This is a genomic window from Bacillus sp. FSL M8-0256 (assembly GCF_038005765.1).
GTDB classification, from domain to species: domain Bacteria; phylum Bacillota; class Bacilli; order Bacillales; family Bacillaceae; genus Bacillus; species Bacillus safensis.
This window is the reverse complement of sequence record NZ_JBBOTU010000001.1, coordinates 1692318-1716005: the sequence shown is the minus strand read 5'-3', so window position 1 is coordinate 1716005 and position 23688 is coordinate 1692318. Positions and strand designations below refer to the sequence as shown.

The following is a 23688-nucleotide window of genomic DNA, read 5'->3' as shown; positions in this document are numbered from 1 at the left end:
CCACCTCCTTCCTAACGAATCTCCAAATACCTTCTGCTTCTTGATCGTTTCTGAAAACCTTATTCAATGGTTGGTCTCAAACCGCTTCATATTTTAAAATATAGAAAAAGTGATAAACAAGCATTTTAAATTTTCTATTTGGAAAGTAAGAACTACTAATTGGAGTGAGCTATATAAACAGTTCCTTATTCAGCAGGCATTTGTCATCGATTCTTTTCATTCATTTTTTTCGCATGTTCACTAATAAGTGCTGCCTCCCTGCTTCCTTTTATAATGCGGAAACCGTCATAATCCGGATAGAGCGAGTCATCGTCCTGAATGCTTGTTAAAATCCAAAATTGACTGCCAGCCCCTCCGAGCCGCTCTACCGCTGACAGCCAGCTCTGATATACGTCAGGACGAGCTGATTGATTTTGATAGCCAAACTCTTCTAGCACAACTGGCTTTCCGATTGACTTCCCGCGGGTGATATGGTCTTCGATCCATTTCACTCCCCAGGCAGCAGACTTGCTCCAGTGATCTGGGTACAGATGATAGGTTCCATAATCGATATTAGGAAGAGATGTTAAACGGTCCCAATCGACGCCTTCTCCTCCTCCGTAAAACCAATCTTCATGTCCTGGTATGCGAAAGAATCCTTCATCTCCTACTGCAACAAGATGGTGACGATCCAGCGATTTGATCCATGTACTCATTTCATCTGCCCATTTGACTAGTACATTTCCCGTTGGATCTGACTGCATCCGCGGCTCGTTGGCTAATTCCCAAGTCATAATAGCTGGATCGTCTTTATATTGAACACCTGTATACGTATTGGTTCTTTCTAATACATAGCGCACATAATTTTTGTAAGCTTTTTGAATACGAGGATCTGTATAGAAGGCATCATGCGATCCTGCCCCGAACCACTTCACATATTGATTCATACCGCCAAAGTCATCCCAATTGTTCACTAGTGGGATCACAAGCTTTATTCCTTCCTGTCCTGCTTTATAAATCGCATAATCTAGTTTTTGAAAACCAGATTCTTCATAGACGCCTGGACTAGATTGTAAGACTGAGTTTTCTTGAGGAGCCCCGTCGTGAAAGCCCCAAATCCGTATGACCTTTAAATTCATTGCTTTCATATCATCGAACACAGCATCTACCATTTTTTTAGATTTGTAATGGAAATAGTAATTATTTGTGCCGGCGAAGTAAAATGGTTGATTGTTCAGCGTAAATTGTGTACCAGACGTCTGCACATAAGCGGCTGCCTTCATCGTAAGCGAAAACCAGCCAGACCATATAGCGGCTATAAGTATGAAGCAAGACACTCTTTGAGCCCACTTTTTCATTTACATTCTCCTCACAATCTATCTCTATCCTTCTTGAGGCAGGATTACGTCTAGTTGAAACGGTGTTTGTTCATTTGAATCAAGTTCAATCGTCTGCTGTTTGAGCATTTTATTTTTTTTACCGATTCGAATCTCATATGTTCCGTGAAATGCTGGACATTTCACATGGCCATTAGCATCGGTTTTTTCAACTCTTTGGGTCGTCCACTCATTTAGAAGCTTTTCATAACGTCGTCCTGCTTCATTTAAAGACCAATCATAATTCACGATGGCTGCATGTTCACCTCTCCAATGGGCACCTGCCCAAAATCCCCACATCAGCACTCCTTTTACGGCTGGATGACTAAATGCGACGCGATATAAAGCTTCCAGGTTATCCGCTCTTCTATTAGGGTCAGGGTGAACAGAGTCGTACTCTGTGACCCATATTGGAAGACCAAGCTCAGCCAGCACATCGAGCCTCTCTTTGACAATGACTGGATCGACCCGTTCTTCAAAATGGCCTTGAACCCCAATCGCCTCAATAGGTGCGCCTAACTGACGCAGTTCATTGATATGCGCTTTATAGGCATGGTGTTCACCATAAGAGATCACATTATAATCATTCACAAACAATAGTGCTTGAGGGTCAATTTTTTTCGTTTCTTCATACATCCACTTCCAAATATTTTTCCCAAAGCGATCTTTAAAAAATGAACCATGCATCATTTCATTGTTTACATCCCAATGCCGGAACCTTCCCTTAAAGTGATTGCCCGCATGCTCAAGCCGGTTTTTCATGGCTTCATATACTTCGTGATTCGGCAGTGACCTTAGCCAGCTTGGATTCGCATCCTCTACCTCCCAAAATAAAGCGTGCCCCCTCACTGGAAGCTGATGTCGATCTGCAAAATTCAGCATCGCATCTGCTTTTTCGTAGGTGATTTTCCCTCTTTCTGGCTCATTCGCATACCATTTTGCTTCATTTTCAAAAACAGCCCAATTAAAATGCTTCACGAAAAAATCAGCATATTGTTGATTAAATAACACTTGATCATTCATCGCTGAACCAAAGGCGAATTCATGTCTGATTTGCTTTATTTCAACCTCTACACCTGCTATTGGCTTTTTTTCGCCGTTTGTCACGTTGATCACAAGATCTCTTTGTCTATGCTCTGAGATTCGATCATCCGCCTCTTTTTTCCACATCAGATTTTCCTGCCCATTTTCGCCTCTATTGAATGAATGATGAAGAAAGCTTCTTTCTTTGACCATGTGAAATCACCCTTATCTTCATTGGATTCATATTACCTATTCAAACTGCCGGCTAGAAGCCGGCAGCTTGCTTTTAACCTCTTAGTTGATCAGACGATGGTATTCAGCATAGGCAGTGGCCATATCCACTTGAGACCAGAAGCGGTGATAAGTGAAAACTGGTGCGCCATTCTCCCATTTGCCTGTAGCTTCATTAAATGAAGACTGATATTTACTTTCGAGTGAAGACCATGCTGGATCTTGTTTAATCTTCGGACGAAGATCAGCAAAACTCGTATAGACCCCATTCCCTCCTCGTTGCGGGTCAGAAGGAATGGTGCTGGCTCCAGGAATCTGATTTCCTTGACCAAATGTCCCGTTCCATCCATTTGGGAAATACACTTCTTTTCTAAAGAAACGGTCATAGTCTTCTCTATCTTCCTCTGTCACTATGCCGACGCCATCATTGTAATTCCATGCAACCTCTAGGAGCTGCGCGGCTGCATCTTTCGCTCTTGCACCAAGCGCTGTATAATCACCTGTTTCCTGCTTTGTGGCTGCAGCAAAGAATATCAAAGCTTTGGCTAGACTTCCTAATACGCCCGTATCCTGAGTCGGATCTTTAGTTACAGCTGTTAAATTTGGATTTCCTGTTGCAGACTGGAACCCATTCCAAGTATCAGGCTGTCCGCTCCAAGCAATATTTCCAGGAAGCCAAAACTCTCCAGGCGCACTTGTTGTAGCAACCGAAACATTCGTTCCTCCTAGAATTCTCTGTCCTTGTTCATCTAAGAAATAACCCTCTTCATCTGACACAGGACGGCTGCCAATAAAAATGTAATCTAAAGCATAGCTGACCCATTTTGTTATGACAGATTTGGCCATTTGGACATTTTCAGATGTTTTGTCGCCATCTTTTACAAAAATATAATAAAGCTCTGCTACGCGCTCCATTGGCCACGCCTGCATTCCAAACCAGTTATTTGAAGGCGGGTCAAGGTAAACAGGTGCATCTTCATATGCCATATCATAAAAAGTACTTCTTCCTGCTGGATAAGCGCTATAGTCTCCATTCCAGCTATTGGTTGCGCCTCCTGCTATGGCTCCTTCTTTCGATTGAAGCCATACGTAAAATTCAAGCTGTCTCTTTAGTGTTTTTTCCCAATCGCTTGCCCCTGTTGCTGAAGATGGCTTTAAGCCTCCTTTATCTGAGGATAAAGCATAAGCAGCGACAGGATTTTGATATCCCTGATGACAATGGCTCGCTCCGATACGCCATGACCAGTTTGCATACTCCCCAAGTCCTCCGCCCCAAGAGGTATACCATGCCATTAAGTAATGACAGGCACCCTTTCCGTTTCCAGGATACGGATTCCCCTGCTTCCCGCTTCCAATCGTTTGAAAATATTTATCGTACATACCGTAACGGAGGAAATCCCCCATTTTTTTCGCTTTATCAAGATAAGCTGACCGATTATAGCCGAGCTCCTTTGCCCAATACATCGCTTGTATCGCGCGCGCATCAGCATCCGTCGCATTCGTATAGCGCCACTGGGCAGCTGGAGCTTGATTTTCTTTTGTGAACAAACTCATAAAGCCTTCATTCGGCTTACCAAAAGATTTATCGTCCTGTGATGGATGAGGGATGGACTCCCATACAGATTCTTGCGGACCACGCTGGAATGTGTTCACATAGGCGGCTGTATGTGATGGGTTGAGCAAGTTGCCATAGCCATACCAGTTATCTACGTCAAGGAGCCAGTGCATTAAATACGTTTCATTCGTCCCATAGGTTGATTTCAATTCACTATCAATTGGATCTTGACCAGCAGGACGAGCACCGGTCAACTGGCTTGGGTATTGATCCGGAAATGGTTTCTCTGCTGCGTATGTGGCTGGGCTGGACTGATTGTAAGCGTTCATATGCGGCTGCTCATCATTTCCATCTTCATTGACTGGGATGATGTACTTCTCCATATTGTCCCAAGCTGCCTCTAATTTGCTCCAGTCCCCTGTGTAATGTCCGTACAGCACCTCAAGCCACAGCCAATAGCTATATGCTTCTGAAGTTGTCATATGCCCATAATCAGGTGCTTCGCAAATGAGTGTCTCGATTGAATGATACGGAATTCCTTCTGGTGAAAAATATCCATTCGCATCGCTTTTGATTTGATGATAAAGCGTTAAAAACCGTTCTTTGTTTGACAAGTCCTTCACCCTTTCAATAAAATCGTTGATTTTTATTTGTCTGGAAGTGTGCCAAATACTAAAACACCATCTTCAAAGACAGGAATCTTTGTTGTTTTTTGCATATTGGATGTTAATCCTTGATAGGAATAATCATTTGAGGCATCCCATATATTCGATCCATTTGGAGCAGATAATCGAAATTGTATTTCCTTCTTATGCTCAGATTCTCCTCTAGGAGAAATGGCTACGCCCGTAAAATCGATTTCTGCAAAATAGACGCGGCTTGATGCGTCATATACTTTTAAAGGCGATAAGGAAGCGCCTTCATTGTAGGCTGCTGTCACTTGAATATCCTTTTCAGTGAATCCCTTTGCAAAAACCTCGCTCAGATTGACGTAATATCTAAAAGATAGTGTTTGACTGCTTCTTGCCGGCCAGCCGGACCTGTTGTACAGCACTGCTTTCACTTGAGTAGATGTTGTATCGTTATGCATTACAGCTGCCTCTACAAAAAACTCATCCTCCACTTGTTCTTTAGGCGGGAAATTTGGCAGCTTTGATTGCCCTTCACCAAACAGCTGCACTATTTTGGCGATATTTCCAGTAAAGGCGGCATTATAATCGGTCGCCACCTCGTTAGATATATAATCAGAGATGTCATCATCATATTGATCCTGTGCATTAGGACCCCCTACAAGCGCTCCATAAAGAGTGTGCCGGTGAGATGGAGGATTTGTCAGCTGGTTAGACCATGAGCCATGTGCAGTACGGTGGTGCGGGTGCTTCGGCGGATTCTGGCCAAACCCAACGACGTAGCTTCTATTCAGCGGATTATCACCTAACATATAGTGAGTTTGCTTAATCGCAAACGATTGGTATCGATTTTTCTTTTCTTGATCAGATACCCAATCAGCATAGACAAAGGCTAAAAATGCTGCATTGGCGGCATAACGAAGTGAACCCCATTGATCCAGCCATGCCAAGCCGCCAGGCGTATAGGTGATTCTTTCTACTTTTCCATTTTGAACAAGACCTGTGGTCCAGTAATCAAGATTGCGCTCTGTCGATTCTATAAATCTGTTTTCTTTCGTGATTCTTGCTAGTAAGATTTGTGAAGCAAAAAAAGTATTGTCCCATGACATGGTAAACGTATAATCCCAATCCTTCGGCCATTCTTCTACCGCTTTTAATGCTTTGTTTAAATAGGTTTCTTCATTTGTCGCCAAGTACAGCCAGATTCCACCCCAAATAAGTTCGTCAACATAGCCGCTCCAGGAGTTGTAAAATGGCTGCGCATTGGTGACACAATCAGTATATTTGCCGCGATACTTGTCAGCAAATGCATATAGCTGTTTGGCGTGTGTTAAAAGCTTTGCTGCATAGGACGCATCTGTTTCTTTAAAAATGATAGAACCTGCTGCTAAAGCCGCCGCAGTTTGTGCAGCTACTTCTGTGCCAGGACAATGTTCATCAATTTTAAAAGCCGGCCGGTTCATCGGCATCACTTCTGCTGGCCCCCACCAAGCATGATCGGCGTTTCCATCACCTACTTGCGCCCAAAATTCATTCGGTCCTGTATGTGCTTTCAAAAAATAATCTGTTGCCCACTTGATTTGATCTAAGATCTCATCAAGCAATTCTGCTTCTTCATAAGCTTCCCGGTATTCATATACTGTCCATGCAAGCACGGCTGCTGAGTAAGCCATCGGAAGTCCAAATTTCACATGATCTCCTGCATCATACCAGCCGCCAGTTAAGTCATGCCCAACATCCTTCCCGTCCTCTAGTCCAGAATCTCCCCGCCAGTTAAGACGATTGCTTTCCGGAAGCCGGCCTGACCGCTGCGCTTCATAAAACAGCATGGATTTTTGTAAAACCTCTACATAGTTGTAAGATGCCATTTCTCTATTGCTCACCCCTTCTTTTTAGTGAAACATTGATCAATAGACGCAACCGCCTCCTTTCTATCCTTCGTTTCGTGATCTGTACAGTTGAAAAGAATCAAATAGGTTTCAAAAATAAGCATAGTAAACAGCAATCAGCTTTACGCTCATCGAAGGTTTTCTCTTGATTCTCCTTCTGACTGTACCCAGAATGATCATATGTCGCTTGAGAACATTTCAGACGGCGAAATTCTCTTTTGAGCTCTATTTGGGTAGAAAGAATGACATACAATCTCTTCTCTTAAAACATCACACTAAATCAAGATATATGAAGGAATAAGAAAATAATTCCAATTGATAAGAAATCTTTATTAGTTAACATAATAAAATTATTGTATATAGAGAAAAGAACGCCCTTTTAGGGCGCTCTTATTTATCACATTAAAATAAAGAAAGCTGGTTTTGATCAGGAAGTGCTTCTAAACAGCCTTGACGATCTAAATATTCAAGGATGGTCTTCGACACTTTTCCGCGTTTTTGTAAATCTTCTTTTGAGAGGAATTCCCCATCTTGCCGCGCGCGGACAATATTTAACGCAACGTTTGTACCGAGGCCGGGGATGGAGTTGAATGGCGGTATTAATCCGTCTCCATCAATGATAAACTCTGTTGCACTTGAGCGGTAAAGGTCAACTTTTTTGAAGTGGTAGCCTCTTTCACACATTTCAAGGGCAAGCTCTAGTACAGTTAATAGGTTCTTTTCTTTCGGTGATGCATCTAAACCTTTTGAATTAATATCGTCCATTACGGCTCGAATCGCATTCGATCCTTTTGTCATCGTTTCAATATCAAAGTCATCCGCTCGAACGGTAAAGTAAGCCGCATAGTACAGGAGTGCATGATGCACCTTGAAATAAGCAATACGAACAGCCATTAACACATAAGCAGCCGCGTGGGCTTTAGGGAACATGTATTTGATTTTTTTACAAGAATCAATATACCAGTTTGGTACATTATTATTCTTCATTTCTTCTTCCCATTCAGGAGGAAGTCCTTTTCCTTTACGAACAGATTCCATGATTTTAAAGGCAAGTGACGGCTCTAAGCCTTGATAGATGAGATAGACCATAATATCATCACGGCACCCAATTACTTCACTTAGTTCACACGTTTTATTGTGAATGAGCTCTTGCGCATTTCCGAGCCAAACATCCGTACCGTGTGATAGTCCAGAAATCTGAACAAGCTCTGAGAAGGTCGTTGGTTTTGTATCCTCTAGCATTTGCCGAACAAATCTTGTCCCAAATTCCGGGATACCGAGTGTACCTGTTTTACAGCCAATTTGCTCTTCTGTTACACCTAGAGGCTCTGTCCCTTGGAAAATCTTCATGACTTCAGGGTCATCTGTTGGAATCGTTTTTGGATCGATTCCGCTTAAATCTTGAAGCATACGAATGACCGTTGGATCATCGTGCCCAAGAATATCCAGCTTCAACAAGTTATCGTGGATCGAATGGAAATCAAAATGTGTTGTCTTCCAATCGGAACCTGTCGCATCTGCTGGGTATTGAATAGGTGAGAAATCGTAAATGTCCATATAATCAGGCACTACGATAATCCCGCCTGGATGCTGGCCTGTTGTCCGTTTTACTCCTGTACAGCCTTGTACAAGCCGGTCGATTTCAGCGCCTCTCATATGAAGGTTATGATCCCCTGCATAGCCTTTTACGTAACCATATGCTGTTTTTTCTGCAACGGTACCAATCGTACCTGCTCGGTATACATAATCTTCACCGAACAACTCTTTCGTATAGTTATGTGCGATCGGCTGATATTCGCCTGAGAAGTTCAAGTCAATATCAGGGACTTTGTCTCCTTTAAAACCTAAGAACGTTTCAAACGGAATATCATGGCCATCTTTTTTATACGGCGCTCCACATTCTGGACAGTCCTTATCAGGAAGGTCAAAGCCTGAACCAACAGATCCGTCATTAAAGAACTCAGAGTGCTTACAGCTTGGGCATACATAATGAGGTGCAAGTGGATTCACTTCAGTAATCTCTGTTAATGTCGCAACAAGAGATGAGCCGACAGATCCCCTTGAACCAACGAGATATCCATCATCAAGTGATTTTTTTACGAGCTTATGAGAGATTAAGTAAATAACGGCGAAGCCATGACCGATAATACTTTTTAATTCTTTCTCGATGCGGTCTTCTACGATTTTCGGCAAATCATCTCCGTAGATGCTGCGCGCCATTTGATAGCTCATTTCCCGTATTTCTTCATCTGCACCTTCAATTTTTGGTGTGTAAAGATCATCTTTGATAGGTTTAATGCTTTCGACCATCTCAGATACTTTTTGCGTATTTGTTACGACGATCTCTTTCGCTTTTTCGTCTCCTAGGAAGGAGAAGGCTTCGAGCATTTCATCTGTCGTTCTAAAATGAACTTTTGGCAGTTCATGGCGGTTCAGCGGATTCGCTCCACCCTGTGATGAAATTAAGATTTTACGATAAATTTTGTCCTCTGGATGCAGGTAATGTACATTTCCAGTCGCCACAACTGGTTTATTCAGCTTTTCGCCAAGCTTGACAATATTTGTGATGATTTCTTTTAACGCACGTTCATCTCGAACAAGCTCAAGCTGCAGCAGGTGCTGATACACTTCTGGCGGATGTACTTCTAAATAGTCATAAAATGCTGCAATGTCTTCCACCTCATCAGGGGACTTTTGCATCATTCCTTCAAATACCTCACCCTTATCACAAGCAGACCCAACAATTAAACCTTCTCGATATTTCTCAAGCTGAGAGCGCGGAATACGCGGGACCCGGTAAAAATAATGAATATGAGAAAGTGAAACAAGCTTAAATAAATTCTTAAGACCTGTCTCATTTTGAGCAATCAAAGTCGCATGGTAAGGACGTGAGCGCTGGTAAGCATTCGACTGCCCCATGTTTTCATTCAATTGATCGTGATAGGCAATTTCTTTTTCAGCCGCATCTTTTAGCATCTTCAGCATGAGATAGCCTGTCGCCTCTGCATCATAAATCGCCCGGTGATGCTGCGTCAGTTCAATATCGAACTTTTTACAAAGGGTGTTCAGCCGGTGATTTTTAAATTCAGGGTAAAGGAACCGGCCAAGTTCAAGTGTATCAATGACAGGGTTTGACGCTTTATCTGTTTTTAACAGGCGTTTATACGCTGCATTTAAAAAGCCCATATCAAAGCTCGCATTGTGCGCAACAAGGATATCTTGTCCAATCCATTCTTTGAAATCCCGTACGACGTCGACGACATCTGGTGCATCTCTCACCATATCATCGGTGATACCTGTTAATTCGATGGTGGTCGCTGATAACGGGTGATGGGGATTTGCAAATGCCTCAAAGCGGTCAATAATTTCCCCGCCTTTTATTTTCACTGCTGCAAGCTCAATGATCGTGTCATAAACAGCTGAAAGTCCAGTTGTCTCTATGTCGAATACGACATACGTCGCATCCTCTAACAAGCGGTGCTCTGGGTTATATGCAATCGGTACCCCGTCGTCTACTAAGTTGATTTCCACACCGTACATCATTTTGATGCCATGTTTTTTACTTGCTGCATACGCATCTGGGAAGGATTGTACAACGGCATGATCTGTCAGGGCAATTGCTTCATGTCCCCATTTTTTTGCTTGTTCAACAAGTCTGCCAATGCCAGTGACAGCATCCATTTGGCTCATAGGGGAATGTAAATGAAGCTCCACACGCTTTTCACCCTCAGGTGCTGTATCTTCTTTCAGCTGCGGTTTCATTTCATTGACATCATTAGCGATCATGACAAGATCTCTGACAAACGTATCATTTTGAATGCTTCCTCTTGCTTTCACCCACATGCCTTTTTTCAATGATTTCATCAGCTGAGCATCTTCTTTTTCTCTTGCAAACATTTTGATCAAAATACTGTTTGTATAATCTGTGATCTTAAAGATACAAAGCGTTCTCCCGCTTTTCAGCTCACGCGTTTCTGCATCGAATACGTAGCCTTGAACGGTAATTCTTCTTTCCTCGTCCATGATACTGTCAAGCGTACGAATTTCTTCATTGTCTTTGATTTGATAGCCAATCATCAGAGGGCCTGACGGAGCTTCATTCTGCTCCTCACTTTCTTTCTTCTCCATCTCAGTGAGGGCTTGCATGGCTCTTTCTTGATCTTCAGCAAGCTTTTGTTCTCTGAACTTCTGAATCTCTTGATCTGATACAAAAATTTCTGTATCGAATTGCAGCTCTGGAAAGCCCACTTGTTTAAATGCGGCCTGGAGCATCGGGCTGTACTTCTTCTTAATAGCGAGTGCCTCTGTTTCGCTTTTCGTTTTAATGATGATTTTATGTCCAGACAGCGATGGTTTTTGCTGCTGAAGCAAGCTGACGATTGGGGGAGAAATTCCTTGAAGTTCTTCCACACAATGTGACCAGTACGATTGCACGAGTTCTTCAGATATGTGCGGATCACTCACTTCAATCGTACAAGTGATTTGTGCAATATGTGAAAATGCATTTGTCAGCCTGCTGAGAAACATGGCGTATACTTTGTAAGGCAAAAGCGCCTTAAATTTAAAAAGGAAATGCCATGTTTTCGTCGCCTTATGCACCGTCAATTTGACGATTTCCCCTTCTTCAAAGTAACGACTGAGGTCATCATCTGTCATTTGAATCTGATTGAGTAATATATGAAATTGCCGCCGTGTGATCGGTAATTGTTCATCCAAGACAGGACCCTCCTTTTGTCAATCAGAAAGGTACCTCTTTTCTACAGGAGGTACCTTCATTTTTTTGTTCGTTTTATGCTTGGCGTATAAATGAAATCAGATCATCAACAGATACTTCATGTGATTCACCTGATTTTCTAAACTTCACTTCTACTATACCTTCTTCTGAACGTTTTCCGCAGCTAATACGAATTGGCAGTCCAATTAAATCACTGTCTGCAAATTTTACTCCTGCACGCTCCTGGCGGTCATCGAAAAGTACGTCGAAACCTTCATCTTCTAATCGCTCGTACAACGTTTCAGCCAGTTCTTTCTGCGCATCGTTTTTCATATTTAATGCAAGGAGGTGAAGGTCATATGGTGCCACTGTTTCCGGCCAAATGATTCCTTTCTCATCGTGATGCTGTTCAACAATCGCTGACAGCGTTCTAGAGATGCCGATGCCATAGCAGCCCATAATCATTGGCTGCGCACGACCATTCTCATCGAGGTACGTTGCATCCATCGACTCAGAATAACGAGTGCCTAGTTTAAAGACTTGTCCTACTTCAATCCCTTTTGCAAATTGGATTGTGCCTTCCCCATCTGGAGAAACATCTCCTTCTTGAATCAAGCGAAGATCTGTGAATTCTTTTACTGACACGTCACGTGCAGGATTGACATTGACATAATGATAATCCGCTTCGTTTGCACCAGCGACTGCATTTGTCATTCCTTTCACAGCAAGGTCCGCATAAATATCGACTTCTGCTTCCAGTTTAACAGGTCCAACAAATCCAGGCTCAGTTCCAATGACTTCTAGCACTTCTTCACGTGAAGCAAGCTCGACAAGCTGTGCTCCTACCAAGTTCTTCACTTTCACATCATTTACTTCATGATCGCCTCTAGTAAGGATCAGAACATACGCATCATCTGCTTTAAACAAAACAGATTTAATGCAAGCAGAAGGGTCAACTTCTAAAAATCCAGCCACATCTTGAATGGTTTTCACTTGCGGTGTGTGGACTTTTTCAAGTTCTTTGAAGTCCGCAGGATTTGCTTCTTCTCCGTGATATACAGCCTCAGCCATTTCAATGTTTGCAGCATATGAGGAAGTATCAGAATAAGCGATGGTATCCTCTCCGACTTCTGAAAGCGCCATGAACTCATGCGTATCTTTTCCTCCCATTGCCCCAGAATCTGCAATGACTGGTCTAAAATTGAGACCCACTTTTGAGAACACATTAGAGTAAGCCGTAAACATTTTGTTGTATGTCTCATCAAGGCTTTCTGGTGAAGAATGGAATGAGTATGCATCCTTCATGATAAATTCACGTCCGCGCAGCAGTCCAAAGCGTGGTCTCTGTTCATCACGGAATTTTGATTGAATTTGATATAAAGTTAAAGGAAGCTTCTTATACGATTTCACTTCGCTGCGTACTAGTGATGTGATCACTTCTTCGTGGGTTGGGCCAAGCGCAAATTCGCGGCCATGGCGATCCTTCATACGCATCAGTTCTGGACCGTATGTATACCATCTTCCTGACTCTTGCCACATTTCTGCCTGCTGCAGCACTGGCATTAACAGCTCAGCTGCGCCTGCCTTTTCCATTTCCTTGCGGACGATCGATTGAATATGCTGAATGACTTTATGCGCAAGCGGCAGATAATGATAGATTCCACTTGTATTTTGTCTAATAAACCCAGCTCTTACTAAGAGTTGATGACTTTTTGCCTCAGCATCTGCCGGCACCTCTCGAAGAGTTGGAATGAAAGTCAGGGATTGTCTCATGTCGTTACACCTCATTTATGAAATAGGACTTCTCACAAAAACACTTGTTTCCCGGAGTGAGAAACAAGAGAGAATGGTTTTTATAAAAATAACCGCTGAATGTCATTCCACGTTACCACTAACATTAACAGCATGAGGAAAGCAACACCGATAAAGACAACAAGTGCTTCCTTCTCACGATTAATTGGTTTACCGCGAATGGCTTCAACAAATAAGAATAGTAAACGTCCTCCGTCTAATGCAGGAATCGGTAACAAATTCACGATGCCTAGGTTGATACTGAGGAACGCCGCAAACTGCATTAATGTTAAAACACCTTGTTTGGCTACTTCTCCTGTCATGTCATAAATTCCAACAGGACCTGCTAACATGTCTAGTGAAAATTGTCCTGTGACAATTTTTTGCAAATTCGTTAAGATCAGACCTGCCGTTGAAATGACAGTTGTTCCAGAAGATGAAATAACTTTCAAAAATCCATTTTCCGTTGGCGGATATGATCCGAAACGGCCAATGCTTTTCCCATCTGCTTTTACAGCTTCTGGTACAACCTGCACAGTGCTTTCTTTGCCGTCTCGGTCAATGACGACATTCATTTTTTTCTCAGGGTTCTTTTGAACTGTTTGAACGACGTCTGTCCAAGAATTCATTTTCTCGCCGTTAATGGACACGATGTGATCTCCCTGCATGAGTCCAGCCTCAGCCGCTCGGCCGTCTTTCGTCAGCTTACCGAGTACAGGATCATCAACGGTAACCCCTTGAATAAAACCTAAAGCAACCAAAATCACATACGCCAGGATAAAGTTCATAATCGGTCCAGCTGCGATGGCTTTAATTCGCTGCCAAACTGTTTTTGAACCAAATTGACGATTGTATGGTGCGATTTGAATTTCTTCACCATCTGCAATATAGAAGCTTGTTTGACTGACATTGTAGCCAGTCAGAATATCTTCATTTCCAGCTTCATATCCCGAGATTCTCATAGCATGATCTAAATCAATCTGCTCAACTTCGATGACAAGTGCATCAGGATATTTTTCTTTATCATTTAAAATGATCTTTTCTACTTCATTTTGCTCATTGAATAAGAGCCCCACTGTATGACCTGGTTTAATTTCGATAACTTCAGGGTCCTCTCCAGCCATTTTAACAAATCCGCCAATAGGGAGAAGTCTAATGGTATAAACGGTTTCTTTTCGTTTAAAGGAGAAAATCTTCGGCCCAAAACCAATTGCGAACTCGCGGCATAAAATCCCCGCGCGCTGCGCCATAATTAAATGGCCAAGCTCGTGGAAAAAAACGAGCGTTCCAAAAATAATAATAAACGCAATCACTGTATTCACGAACATACCACCTTATGTGAGGATTGATTGAACAAAGTCTCGTGTATCTTTGTCCACTTCATGGATATCTTGCAAACTAGGCGTTGAAATCACATGATGTCTGATTAGTGCCTTTTCAATCAATTCTTCAATTTGCAGGAACGTTACTTTGCCTTTCAGAAATGCATCGACTGCCATTTCATTTGCTGCATTAAGTACAGCAGGCATTGTCCCTCCTATTTTACCTGATTCATAAGCAAAATGTAAGCAGCGATACCTGTCAAAATCCGCTTTTTGGAAATTCAATTGTCCAATCTCCCAAAGGTTCAATGATTTCGCTTCTTGTAACGGCGCCCTGTCAGGGTATGTGAGTGCATATTGAATAGGCACTCTCATGTCAGGTGTCCCTAACTGAGCCATGACGCTTTTGTCGTGAAATTCCACCATCGAATGGATAATGCTCTCTTTATGTAGCAGCACATCAATTTGTTCATAAGGGATATCAAACAACCAATGTGCCTCGATCACCTCGAGCCCTTTATTCATCATCGTCGCTGAATCAATGGTGATTTTCGCTCCCATCGACCAGTTCGGGTGGTTCAGCGCTTCTTCAACCGTAACACCTTCAAGTTCAGTTCGTTTTTTATCTCGGAAACTACCACCTGAAGCTGTCACGATTAAACGTTCAATATTTTTAGCTTGTTCACCTTGCAGGCATTGAAAAATAGCGGAATGCTCACTATCGACAGGGAGTAAAGGTACATCATATGTTTTAGCGTACTCTTTTACTATATGACCAGCTGTCACAAGTGTTTCCTTATTTGCGAGAGCAATCGTCTTTTTTTGTTCAATGGCCTTTAATGTTGGAACAAGTCCAACACTTCCTACAAGTGCATTGACCACTACGTCCACTGCATCATAGGTCGCTGCCTCGATGTTGGCTTCATCACCAGCAGCCAGCTTCACATCGTATGCAAATGAATGATTTTTTAGCATGTGATAGGTTTCTTCGTCTACACAGCCGACGAATTCAGGCTGAAAGCGCTCAATGATCGGAATCGCCTTTGCTATATTTCTGCCAAATGTCATGGCTTTCAGCTTAAACTTGTCCGGGTGCTGACTGATCACATCTAACGTTTGTTCTCCAATTGATCCTGTTGCGCCTAATAGCGAAATATATTTCAAATTGCCACTCCTTCTCTCGTTCAATAAGTTTCTATGAGGTTAGCTGGCAAACGTTGCGAGCAGTAAGTATAAAAACGGCAGAACGAATAAAAAGCTGTCAAACCTGTCCAAAATCCCGCCATGGCCAGGGAGAATTGTCCCTGAATCCTTCACGTGATAATGACGCTTTAAAGCAGATTCCACAAGGTCGCCTAGCTGTCCAAAGATACTGAGTAAAAGAGTAATAAACATCACAAGCAGATATGATGGCAAAAATCCTGTAACCGCCTGAAACACAAGTGACAACACGACCGCTGTGACGATTCCGCCGATAAATCCTTCTACTGTTTTGTTTGGGCTGATTTCTGGCCAAAGCTTTCGTTTCCCCATAGATTTTCCAATAAAATAGGCTCCTGAGTCAGTAGACCAAATAATCACTGCTGCGAAGAAGATCGCACTCATGCCATATAAGCCTCTAATTTGGATAAAATAATAGAAACTTACGCCAATATATAATGTGGCTAATACAACAAAAGCAACCTCATCGAATGTGAAAGAGTTTTTGCTCAAAACTGTATAAGTTAAAAGTATTAAGACTGCAAATAAAGCAATCTGCATTTTTGATGCGTCCACGTTTGGGAAGAAGCTGTTGTCTCCGCCCATTAAAAGCCAAAGCAATATTAAGCTGACAATACCAGGAAAGCTGAAAATCGAGATCTTTTTCATTCTTAAAAGCTCAAAGAGAGCGACACTTCCCATTAAATAAATCAGCAGGGTAAATGGCATCTGTCCATATATAACTGCAAGCAAAAAGACTGCAGCTGCCAAAACACCCGTCAAAATTCTTTGTTTCATCTGCACCACCCTCTAAATTCCACCGAACCTCCGGCCGCGGCGCTGGTACTCTCCGATAGCGCCTATAAGGTGCTCATCAGAAAAGTCAGGCCAAAGCACATCCGTAAAGACAAACTCGCTGTACGCAATTTGCCAAAGCATAAAGTTGCTTAATCTAATTTCTCCACTCGTGCGAATGAGCAAATCCGGATCTTGAAGAGATTCTGTCATTAAATAAGCTGAAAACATCTCTTCTGTGATGTCTTCTGCTCGAAGCTTACCTTCTTTGACCTTTTCAGAAATTTGTCTGCATGCGGAGACGATTTCTGTGCGCCCTCCATAGTTGAGCGCAAAGTTCAAAACGAGCCCGTCGTTATTCGCCGTACTCTTTACTGCGTTCTCTACCGCTTTTTTCGTATGCTGCGGGAGGCCGTCTGGATCACCTGTTAAACGCACACGGACATTCTCCTCGATGAGTTCAGGCAGGTAGATGTTTAAAAATTCTTCAGGAAGTTTCATTAAAAAGTCTACTTCTAGTTTTGGACGTTTCCAATTTTCCGTAGAGAAAGCATACAAAGTCAGCACTTTGACATTTAGCTCATTTGCAAGCTTTGTCATGCGCTTGACGACTTTCATTCCTTCATGATGACCTGCTACCCGTGGAAGAGCACGTTTTTTCGCCCATCTTCCGTTCCCATCCATGATAATGGCGATATGTTCAGGAATTTCTCCATTTAATATGTCTTCTTTTGTCAGGCTTTCTAAGTTGGAAGCTGCTGTTTGCTGATTCTTCCAATTTTTGAGTATATTGAGCATGAGATTCCTCCATCACCCAAAAAGGTTGCGTTCCCGCTAAATAATATAGTCATCAACAGTATTAACAAAAAAACCCCCTGTAAACATGAAGAGGGTCTTTTCACTATTATCTATTGTACATAGTTTTTTCTTAAACTTCCATGATTTCTTTTTCTTTATCTTTCGTCACGTCATCAATTTTAGCGACATATTCATCTGTCAATTTTTGAACATCCTCTGTCGATGATCTTAATTCATCTTCAGTGATCTCCCCATTTTTCTCAAGCTTTTTCAAATCATCGTTTGCATCACGACGCACGTTACGAACAGCTACTTTTGCTTCTTCTGAGTATTTTTTTACGACTTTCACAAGCTCTTTACGTCTTTCTTCTGTCAGCGCAGGAATCGCAATACGGATCACATTTCCGTCACTTGTTGGCGTGATGCCAAGATCAGACTTTTGGATCGCTTTTTCGATATCACCGATTGCTGTTTTATCGTAAGGTGTGATAATCAGCATACGTGCTTCTGGCACTGTGATCGACGCAATTTGGTTAAGCGGTGTTTGTGCACCGTAATAATCCACTGTCACTTTATCAAGCAGTGAAGCATTTGCACGGCCTGCACGAACAGTTGCAAGCTCACGTCCGTACGCTTGTACGGCTTTTTCCATTTTTTCTTTCGTTTGGTTCAACACTTCTTTTGACACGTTATTTCCCCCTCACGATCGTTCCGATTGATTCGCCGTTTACGGCACGTTTAATATTTCCTTCTTCCATAATGGAGAAGACGATTAATGGAATGTCATTGTCCATACATAATGAGGACGCAGTAGAATCCATTACAGCAAGCCCTTCTTTAAGTACATCAAGATATGAAAGCTTATCATATTTTACTGCATCCGCATCTGTACGAGGATCAGCACTGTAGACACCATCTACATTATTTTTCGCCATTAAAATGACATCTGCTTCAATTTCTGCTGCTCGAAGTGCTGCTGTAGTATCTGTAGAGAAATAAGGATTCCCTGTTCCAGCAGCAAAAATGACGACACGTTTCTTCTCAAGATGACGGATCGCTTTTCTTCTTATGTATGGTTCTGCAACCTGTCTCATTTCAATAGAGGTTTGCACTCTAGACTGAATGCCAAGCGTTTCTAGGCTGTCCTGTAACGCCAGTGAGTTCATCACTGTTGCCAGCATCCCCATGTAGTCTGCTGTTGCACGGTCCATTCCTAGATCACTGCCTGTCTTCCCGCGCCAAAGGTTTCCTCCGCCTACAACGACTGCAACTTCAACATCAAGCTCTGCAATTTCTTTTACTTGCTTTGCAATTGATTGAATGACAGTTGGGTTAATTCCATTTCCAGCATCACCCGCTAGTGCTTCGCCACTTAGCTTCAGTACAATGCGATTATATTTCGGTTTGCTCATGATAACCTCCAAGTGTATACTATACCGTCTCTTATTATGCGTAAGAAACTGCCTTTTGTAAATCAATATCCTCTAAAAAATAGGGAACACAGTGCTTGTGCTCCCTAAAAAAGCCCCAGAGAGCTTTTCAAACATTATTTTTTCACTTGGCTCATAACTTCTTCAGCAAAGTTGTCTTGACGTTTTTCGATACCTTCGCCCACTTCATAGCGAACATAAGTTTGAACAGTTGCGTTTTTCGCAGCTACAACTTGTTTCACTTTTTCATCTGGGTTTTTAACGAATGCTTGATCAAGTAAGCAAATTTCTTCGAAGAATTTGTTTAGACGGCCTTCTACCATTTTAGCTACGATGTTTTCAGGCTTTCCTTCTTGAAGCGCTTGCTGTGTTAGTACTTCACGCTCACGGTTTGCTTCTTCTTCTGACACTTGGTCACGAGAAATGTATTTAGGGTTTACAGCTGCAACGTGCATTGCGATGTCTCTTGCAAGCTCTTCGTCAGTTGTTCCGTTAAGAACAGCTAACACACCGATACGTCCGCCCATGTGCAGGTAAGAACCGAATGCAGCATTATCTTCTTTTGTGATGACAGAGAAACGGCGTAGAGTGATTTTCTCTCCGATTTTCGCAATTGCAGATGTGATATGCTCTTCAACTGTTGAACCGTTTTCCATTTTAGAAGCATGAGCTTCTTCAAGTGTTGCAGGTTTAGCAGCAAGCAAATGATCAGCAAGTTCGTTAAGAAGTGCTTGGAATCCTTCGTTTTTCGCAACGAAATCAGTCTCAGAGTTCACTTCTAGGATCACGCCTGTGTTGCCGTCAGTTTTGATAAGAGTTAATCCTTCTGCCGCAATACGGTCTGCTTTTTTCGCAGCTTTTGCGATTCCTTTTTCTCTTAGAAGGTCGATTGCTTTCTCGATGTCACCATCAGTTTCTGTTAACGCTTTTTTACAGTCCATCATACCTGCACCAGTTTTTTGACGCAGTTCTTTAACTAATTGAGCAGTAATTGCCATTTTACATTTCCTCCTTCTATGTTAAAACACGGATTACTAGGTGAAAAAAAGGTGATAAAAGGCATTTCCCTCTTATCACCTTTTGAATAGGTTACGCAGTTGTTGTTTCAGTTTCTGTCGTTTCTTCTACAACAGCTTCTTCTTCGCCTTGTTTAGACTCAAGAATCGCATCTGCCATTTTAGCAGTTAGAAGTTTTACAGCACGGATTGCATCATCGTTTGCAGGGATCACAACATCAATTTCGTCTGGATCACAGTTTGTGTCAACGATACCGATGATTGGGATATTCAATTTACGAGCTTCTGCAACTGCAATACGCTCTTTACGAGGGTCGATAATGAAAAGTGCATCCGGAAGACTCTTCATGTCTTTGATTCCGCCTAGGAATTTTTCAAGACGCTCTAATTCTTTTTTCAGTTGAACGACTTCTTTCTTAGGAAGAACTTCGAATGTACCGTTTTCTTGCATTTTTTCAATATCTTTTAAACGTTTAATACGTTTTTGGATTGTTTCAAAGTTTGTTAAAGTTCCACCAAGCCAGCGTTGGTTCACATAGAACATACCAGAACGGATTGCTTCTTCTTTCACTGAATCTTGTGCTTGCTTTTTCGTACCAACGAAAAGGATTTTTCCTCCGTCAGCAGCAAGGTTTTTCGTGAAGTTGTAAGCTTCCTCTACTTTTTTCACCGTTTTTTGAAGGTCGATGATGTAGATACCGTTACGCTCTGTAAAGATGTAACGCTTCATTTTTGGGTTCCAACGGCGAGTTTGGTGACCGAAGTGAACACCAGCTTCTAGCAATTGTTTCATAGAAATAACTGACATTTTGTTGCCTCCTAATATAATGGTTTTTTTTCCTCCGCTTAAGTCATGTTCACATAAAACTGCGCCACGGCAGCACCTTTATACGAATCATTAAGCGTGTGTATTTAACACCAAGAAATAATATAACACATGATGGACTGACAATCAAGAATCCTTTACAGCTTTCCGCTAAATTTTAATAAAAGCTCGATTTCTGTCTTGCCAGTTTTCATTTCTTTCGCTATTTCTTCTAGTGACCGCCCTTCATCATATAGAGTCTTCACTTGGTCCTCGAATGTTTCTTCTATTTCACTTTTAGAAGGCAGAGAAGCCTCTGTTTCAAGTTGTGGAACGGGTTCGTTTACCTTCTCTTCCTGCACCTCAACTTCGCTAAGGAGAGCCGACAGGTGCTCTGGTACGGGATCTTCACTTTCGACCGATTGCTGGGATTCAATTGGTGGTTGTGGCTGCTTTGGTGTCTGAAGATCCGATTTCAGCTCTTCAGCAGAAAAATCAGGGGAAGCGGCTGCCACTTTTGATAGTTTGTCATTCTCTTCTTTGACCTCCATCAAAAATGCAGCCAGGGTATTTTCCGTTTCTTCTAGAAGTTCTCGCTGCTTTTGTTCTGTTGCCTTCAGCGAATTCATTCTCGTATATAAAATAATCACAAAATAAATAAGTGCAGCATGAAGCATGAAGCTAATCAGCCATAACATATTTTTTCACTCACTAACTCTTTAAGATTGAATGGCTTTATCAAGCAGATGCTTAAGCTTGAACAAGGCCTTTGAATGAATTTGCGAAATGCGCGAGGTAGATAAATTGAGCACTTGACCGATTTCCGTTAATGTCAGTTCTTCTTTATAGAAAAGACTGATCACAAGCTTTTCTTTTTCTGAAAGCTCTGTGATTTTTTCAGAAAGCTGTTCAATTAATTCATCCTTCAGCATTTTCTCTTCTGGAGTCACAGACTTCTCGTCGCGAATCATGACTTGGACGTTCTCTCCGTCTTCTTGATCATGCAGCTTCTCATCGATTGAGAGCAGATTTGCAAAGAATCCTTCATTCATCGTTGTGACGACATCCTGTTCACTCATGCCGAGTTCTTCAGCCACCTCTGTCGGCGTCACATTACGCAAATAACGCTGTTCAAGCTTTTCAATAGCCGCTTCTACTTTTTTTGTTTTTTCTCTTGATGTACGAGGCAGCCAGTCCTCTTTACGAAGACCGTCGATAATGGCCCCGCGGATTCTGAAGGATGCATATGTATCAAACTTCAGATCTCTTCCGGGGTCAAATTTTTCAAGGGCATCATATAAACCGAGCATCCCTAGACTGATCAAGTCTTCTTTATGCACTGACTTCGGGAGACCGATGGAAATTCTTCCAACATGATATGTGACGAGCGGCATATAGCGGCGCATAAGATCATCTCCAGCAGCTGGGTCTTTCCACTCTTTCCATCTAGCCCATAGCGCCTGATCTTCGTAATTTAAGGATTGCATCTTTATCCCCCTATACTTCCTTAGTTATATCTTCATAATGCCTTGCTTCACAGTACGGATCTCAAGCTCTGCCGTAAGCGGATCGAATTCGATTGTACGGCCACTGTTTCCGCCTGTATCCTCACTAATAATTGGGATATGATGAAGAGACAGATGTTCTTTTACAGCTGAAACGTTTCTAGGTCCAATTCTCATTAGATCATTGGTTGACTTAAACTTAAACATTTCCGCCCCGCCAGCAAGTTTTGCCTTTAGCGCATGTTTGCGTGCGCCTGCTTTTAAGAGCAGATCAATTGTATGCTTGACACCTGTATCTGCATATTTAGCCAAGTTCTCCACCGCCCCTTTTGAAAGAGAGGAATCTGGAAGCATAACATGGACAAGGCCTGCCAGCTTTTTGTCTTGATCAAACAAGACAAGCCCTACGCAGGAACCAAGACCGGATGTCCGAATGCGGTCCGGTGATTTAACAAGCTGAACATCCGCAATACCAACCTTTACAACTGCCGGAATTTGCACGTTCATTATAGGTTACCTAATGCTTTGAATAGTTTTTCGAATGATTCAAAGTCTGGTAATAGAAACATATTTCCTTTCAGCTCTTGCTTATTTTGATCATCAAAAATAGATGTATCAATCACAATCGCCTGATCCCCAAGAGGACTGAATTGCATCAACCCTTCACTAATGACAGCCCCGAACATATCGAGCGTGACATCTGGAACACTTGGGTAAAGCTGCAATTTGGTTAAATCGGCAAGGGCTGATAAATAAGAGCCCGCTAAAATATTTCCAAGTTCATGAAGTGCTGACGTCCCCATCTCATGTTCATGAATCGTATCAATATCAAATGCCGGATCCTGGACAAGCTCTCTTACAAATTGCTCTGCTTGCTCAAACGGCATAATGAAAAAGATTGAGCCGGTTAAATCCCCTTCCATTCGCAGGAAAATGCTTGCAACAGGAAGGTCTGCACCGCCAAAGAAATCCATTAAATCTTCAAACGAGAGAACCTTGACAAAAGGAACAGCCATATCGATTTTGCGATCCAATAGGTTGGCAAGAGCAGACGCTGCGTGGCCTGCCCCGATATTCCCAACCTCTCCTAAAATATCTAGCTGTTCATCTTTAATTTCGTTGAAAATGCTCATTTCACATCCCCCTTAATGAACAGGTGCACCTTGAACGCTCTTGTCGAGGACAGCACCGGCATGAATGATATTGAAAAGACGCTGATCATGCTTAATGATACCTGTCACCCATGACTGTCCTTCTTTTTCAGCTGATTCAGGAGAAGATTCTACTTCTTCCTGATGGACGGTTATGACATCATTTGCTTCATCAACAATCCAGCCGACTTCAATGTCACCAACTTGTACAATGATCATTCTTGTTTCATCTGTAATTTCGTTGTCAGTAGAACCAAGTCTGACTCTCAGGTCAATGACAGGTGTCACGACACCGCGTAAATTAATAACACCGCATATATAAGGGGCAACGCCAGGAACTCTTGTCGGCTGCTGCCATTTTTCAATGGACTTTACTTCTGATACTGAAATGGCGTATTCTTTTTTGTTTACGATAAACACAATCATCTTTTCGCCAGTTTTGATATCTGTACTCATTTCAGACCGCTCCTCTATTGTTT

Annotated in this window: 19 protein-coding genes; all 19 read right to left on the bottom strand. The window is 42.2% G+C overall.

Going from position 1 to position 23688, the window contains the following annotated elements:
• Window positions 1–203: 203 nt before the first annotated feature.
• Window positions 204–1337: a glycoside hydrolase 5 family protein gene (locus NSQ76_RS08640; protein WP_135031768.1), complete on the bottom strand. Its 1134-nt coding sequence runs from the start codon at window positions 1335–1337 to the stop codon at window positions 204–206.
• A 24-nt stretch (window positions 1338–1361) separates the two neighbouring features.
• Entirely contained in the window at window positions 1362–2591 is a 1230-nt protein-coding gene (locus NSQ76_RS08635; protein ID WP_341053351.1) for an endo-1,4-beta-xylanase, read from the bottom strand.
• A gap of 81 nt (window positions 2592–2672) precedes the next feature.
• The gene (locus NSQ76_RS08630) at window positions 2673–4778 is read right to left on the bottom strand and encodes a glycoside hydrolase family 48 protein (RefSeq protein ID WP_341053349.1); all 2106 of its coding nucleotides are present in this window, start codon (window positions 4776–4778) and stop codon (window positions 2673–2675) included.
• A 32-nt stretch (window positions 4779–4810) separates the two neighbouring features.
• Window positions 4811–6661 carry a glycoside hydrolase family 9 protein gene (locus NSQ76_RS08625; RefSeq protein WP_341053347.1) on the bottom strand — a complete coding sequence of 617 codons (1851 nt, stop codon included), beginning with the start codon at window positions 6659–6661 and terminating at the stop codon, window positions 4811–4813.
• 423 nt (window positions 6662–7084) lie between these two features.
• Window positions 7085–11398: a PolC-type DNA polymerase III gene (locus NSQ76_RS08620; protein ID WP_445661661.1), complete on the bottom strand. Its 4314-nt coding sequence runs from the start codon at window positions 11396–11398 to the stop codon at window positions 7085–7087.
• Between the two features lie 73 nt (window positions 11399–11471).
• A complete protein-coding gene (locus NSQ76_RS08615; RefSeq protein WP_044330593.1) occupies window positions 11472–13169 on the bottom strand; it encodes a proline--tRNA ligase in 1698 nt (565 codons plus the stop codon).
• An 80-nt stretch (window positions 13170–13249) separates the two neighbouring features.
• Window positions 13250–14515 carry an RIP metalloprotease RseP gene (gene rseP, locus NSQ76_RS08610; protein WP_087975441.1) on the bottom strand — a complete coding sequence of 422 codons (1266 nt, stop codon included), beginning with the start codon at window positions 14513–14515 and terminating at the stop codon, window positions 13250–13252.
• 6 nt (window positions 14516–14521) lie between these two features.
• The gene (gene dxr / locus NSQ76_RS08605) at window positions 14522–15673 is read right to left on the bottom strand and encodes a 1-deoxy-D-xylulose-5-phosphate reductoisomerase (protein ID WP_024424147.1); all 1152 of its coding nucleotides are present in this window, start codon (window positions 15671–15673) and stop codon (window positions 14522–14524) included.
• Window positions 15674–15712: 39 nt separating this feature from the next.
• Window positions 15713–16507, bottom strand: a complete 795-nt coding sequence (locus tag NSQ76_RS08600; RefSeq protein WP_024424148.1) for a phosphatidate cytidylyltransferase — start codon at window positions 16505–16507, stop codon at window positions 15713–15715.
• Between the two features lie 12 nt (window positions 16508–16519).
• A complete protein-coding gene (locus NSQ76_RS08595) occupies window positions 16520–17302 on the bottom strand; it encodes an isoprenyl transferase (RefSeq protein ID WP_024424149.1) in 783 nt (260 codons plus the stop codon).
• A gap of 130 nt (window positions 17303–17432) precedes the next feature.
• Complete coding sequence (gene frr, locus NSQ76_RS08590; RefSeq protein ID WP_024424150.1) at window positions 17433–17990, bottom strand: ribosome recycling factor; 558 nt, start codon at window positions 17988–17990, stop codon at window positions 17433–17435.
• 1 nt (window position 17991) lies between these two features.
• Complete coding sequence (pyrH, locus tag NSQ76_RS08585) at window positions 17992–18714, bottom strand: UMP kinase (protein ID WP_008344767.1); 723 nt, start codon at window positions 18712–18714, stop codon at window positions 17992–17994.
• A gap of 134 nt (window positions 18715–18848) precedes the next feature.
• Window positions 18849–19730 carry a translation elongation factor Ts gene (tsf, locus tag NSQ76_RS08580; RefSeq protein ID WP_024424151.1) on the bottom strand — a complete coding sequence of 294 codons (882 nt, stop codon included), beginning with the start codon at window positions 19728–19730 and terminating at the stop codon, window positions 18849–18851.
• Window positions 19731–19821: 91 nt separating this feature from the next.
• A complete protein-coding gene (gene rpsB / locus NSQ76_RS08575; RefSeq protein ID WP_024426991.1) occupies window positions 19822–20556 on the bottom strand; it encodes a 30S ribosomal protein S2 in 735 nt (244 codons plus the stop codon).
• Between the two features lie 155 nt (window positions 20557–20711).
• Window positions 20712–21251, bottom strand: a complete 540-nt coding sequence (locus tag NSQ76_RS08570; RefSeq protein ID WP_024424153.1) for a hypothetical protein — start codon at window positions 21249–21251, stop codon at window positions 20712–20714.
• A 21-nt stretch (window positions 21252–21272) separates the two neighbouring features.
• On the bottom strand, window positions 21273–22040 hold the full coding sequence (locus tag NSQ76_RS08565) for a FliA/WhiG family RNA polymerase sigma factor (RefSeq protein ID WP_024424154.1): 768 nt from the start codon (window positions 22038–22040) through the stop codon (window positions 21273–21275).
• A gap of 24 nt (window positions 22041–22064) precedes the next feature.
• The gene (locus NSQ76_RS08560) at window positions 22065–22565 is read right to left on the bottom strand and encodes a chemotaxis protein CheD (RefSeq protein WP_024424155.1); all 501 of its coding nucleotides are present in this window, start codon (window positions 22563–22565) and stop codon (window positions 22065–22067) included.
• Complete coding sequence (locus NSQ76_RS08555) at window positions 22565–23191, bottom strand: chemotaxis protein CheC (protein ID WP_024424156.1); 627 nt, start codon at window positions 23189–23191, stop codon at window positions 22565–22567. Before NSQ76_RS08555 ends, NSQ76_RS08560 begins: the two co-directional genes overlap by 1 nt.
• A gap of 12 nt (window positions 23192–23203) precedes the next feature.
• Window positions 23204–23665 (bottom strand): chemotaxis protein CheW, encoded by a 462-nt coding sequence (locus tag NSQ76_RS08550; protein WP_024424157.1) that lies wholly within the window; start codon window positions 23663–23665, stop codon window positions 23204–23206.
• Window positions 23666–23688 lie beyond the last annotated feature (23 nt).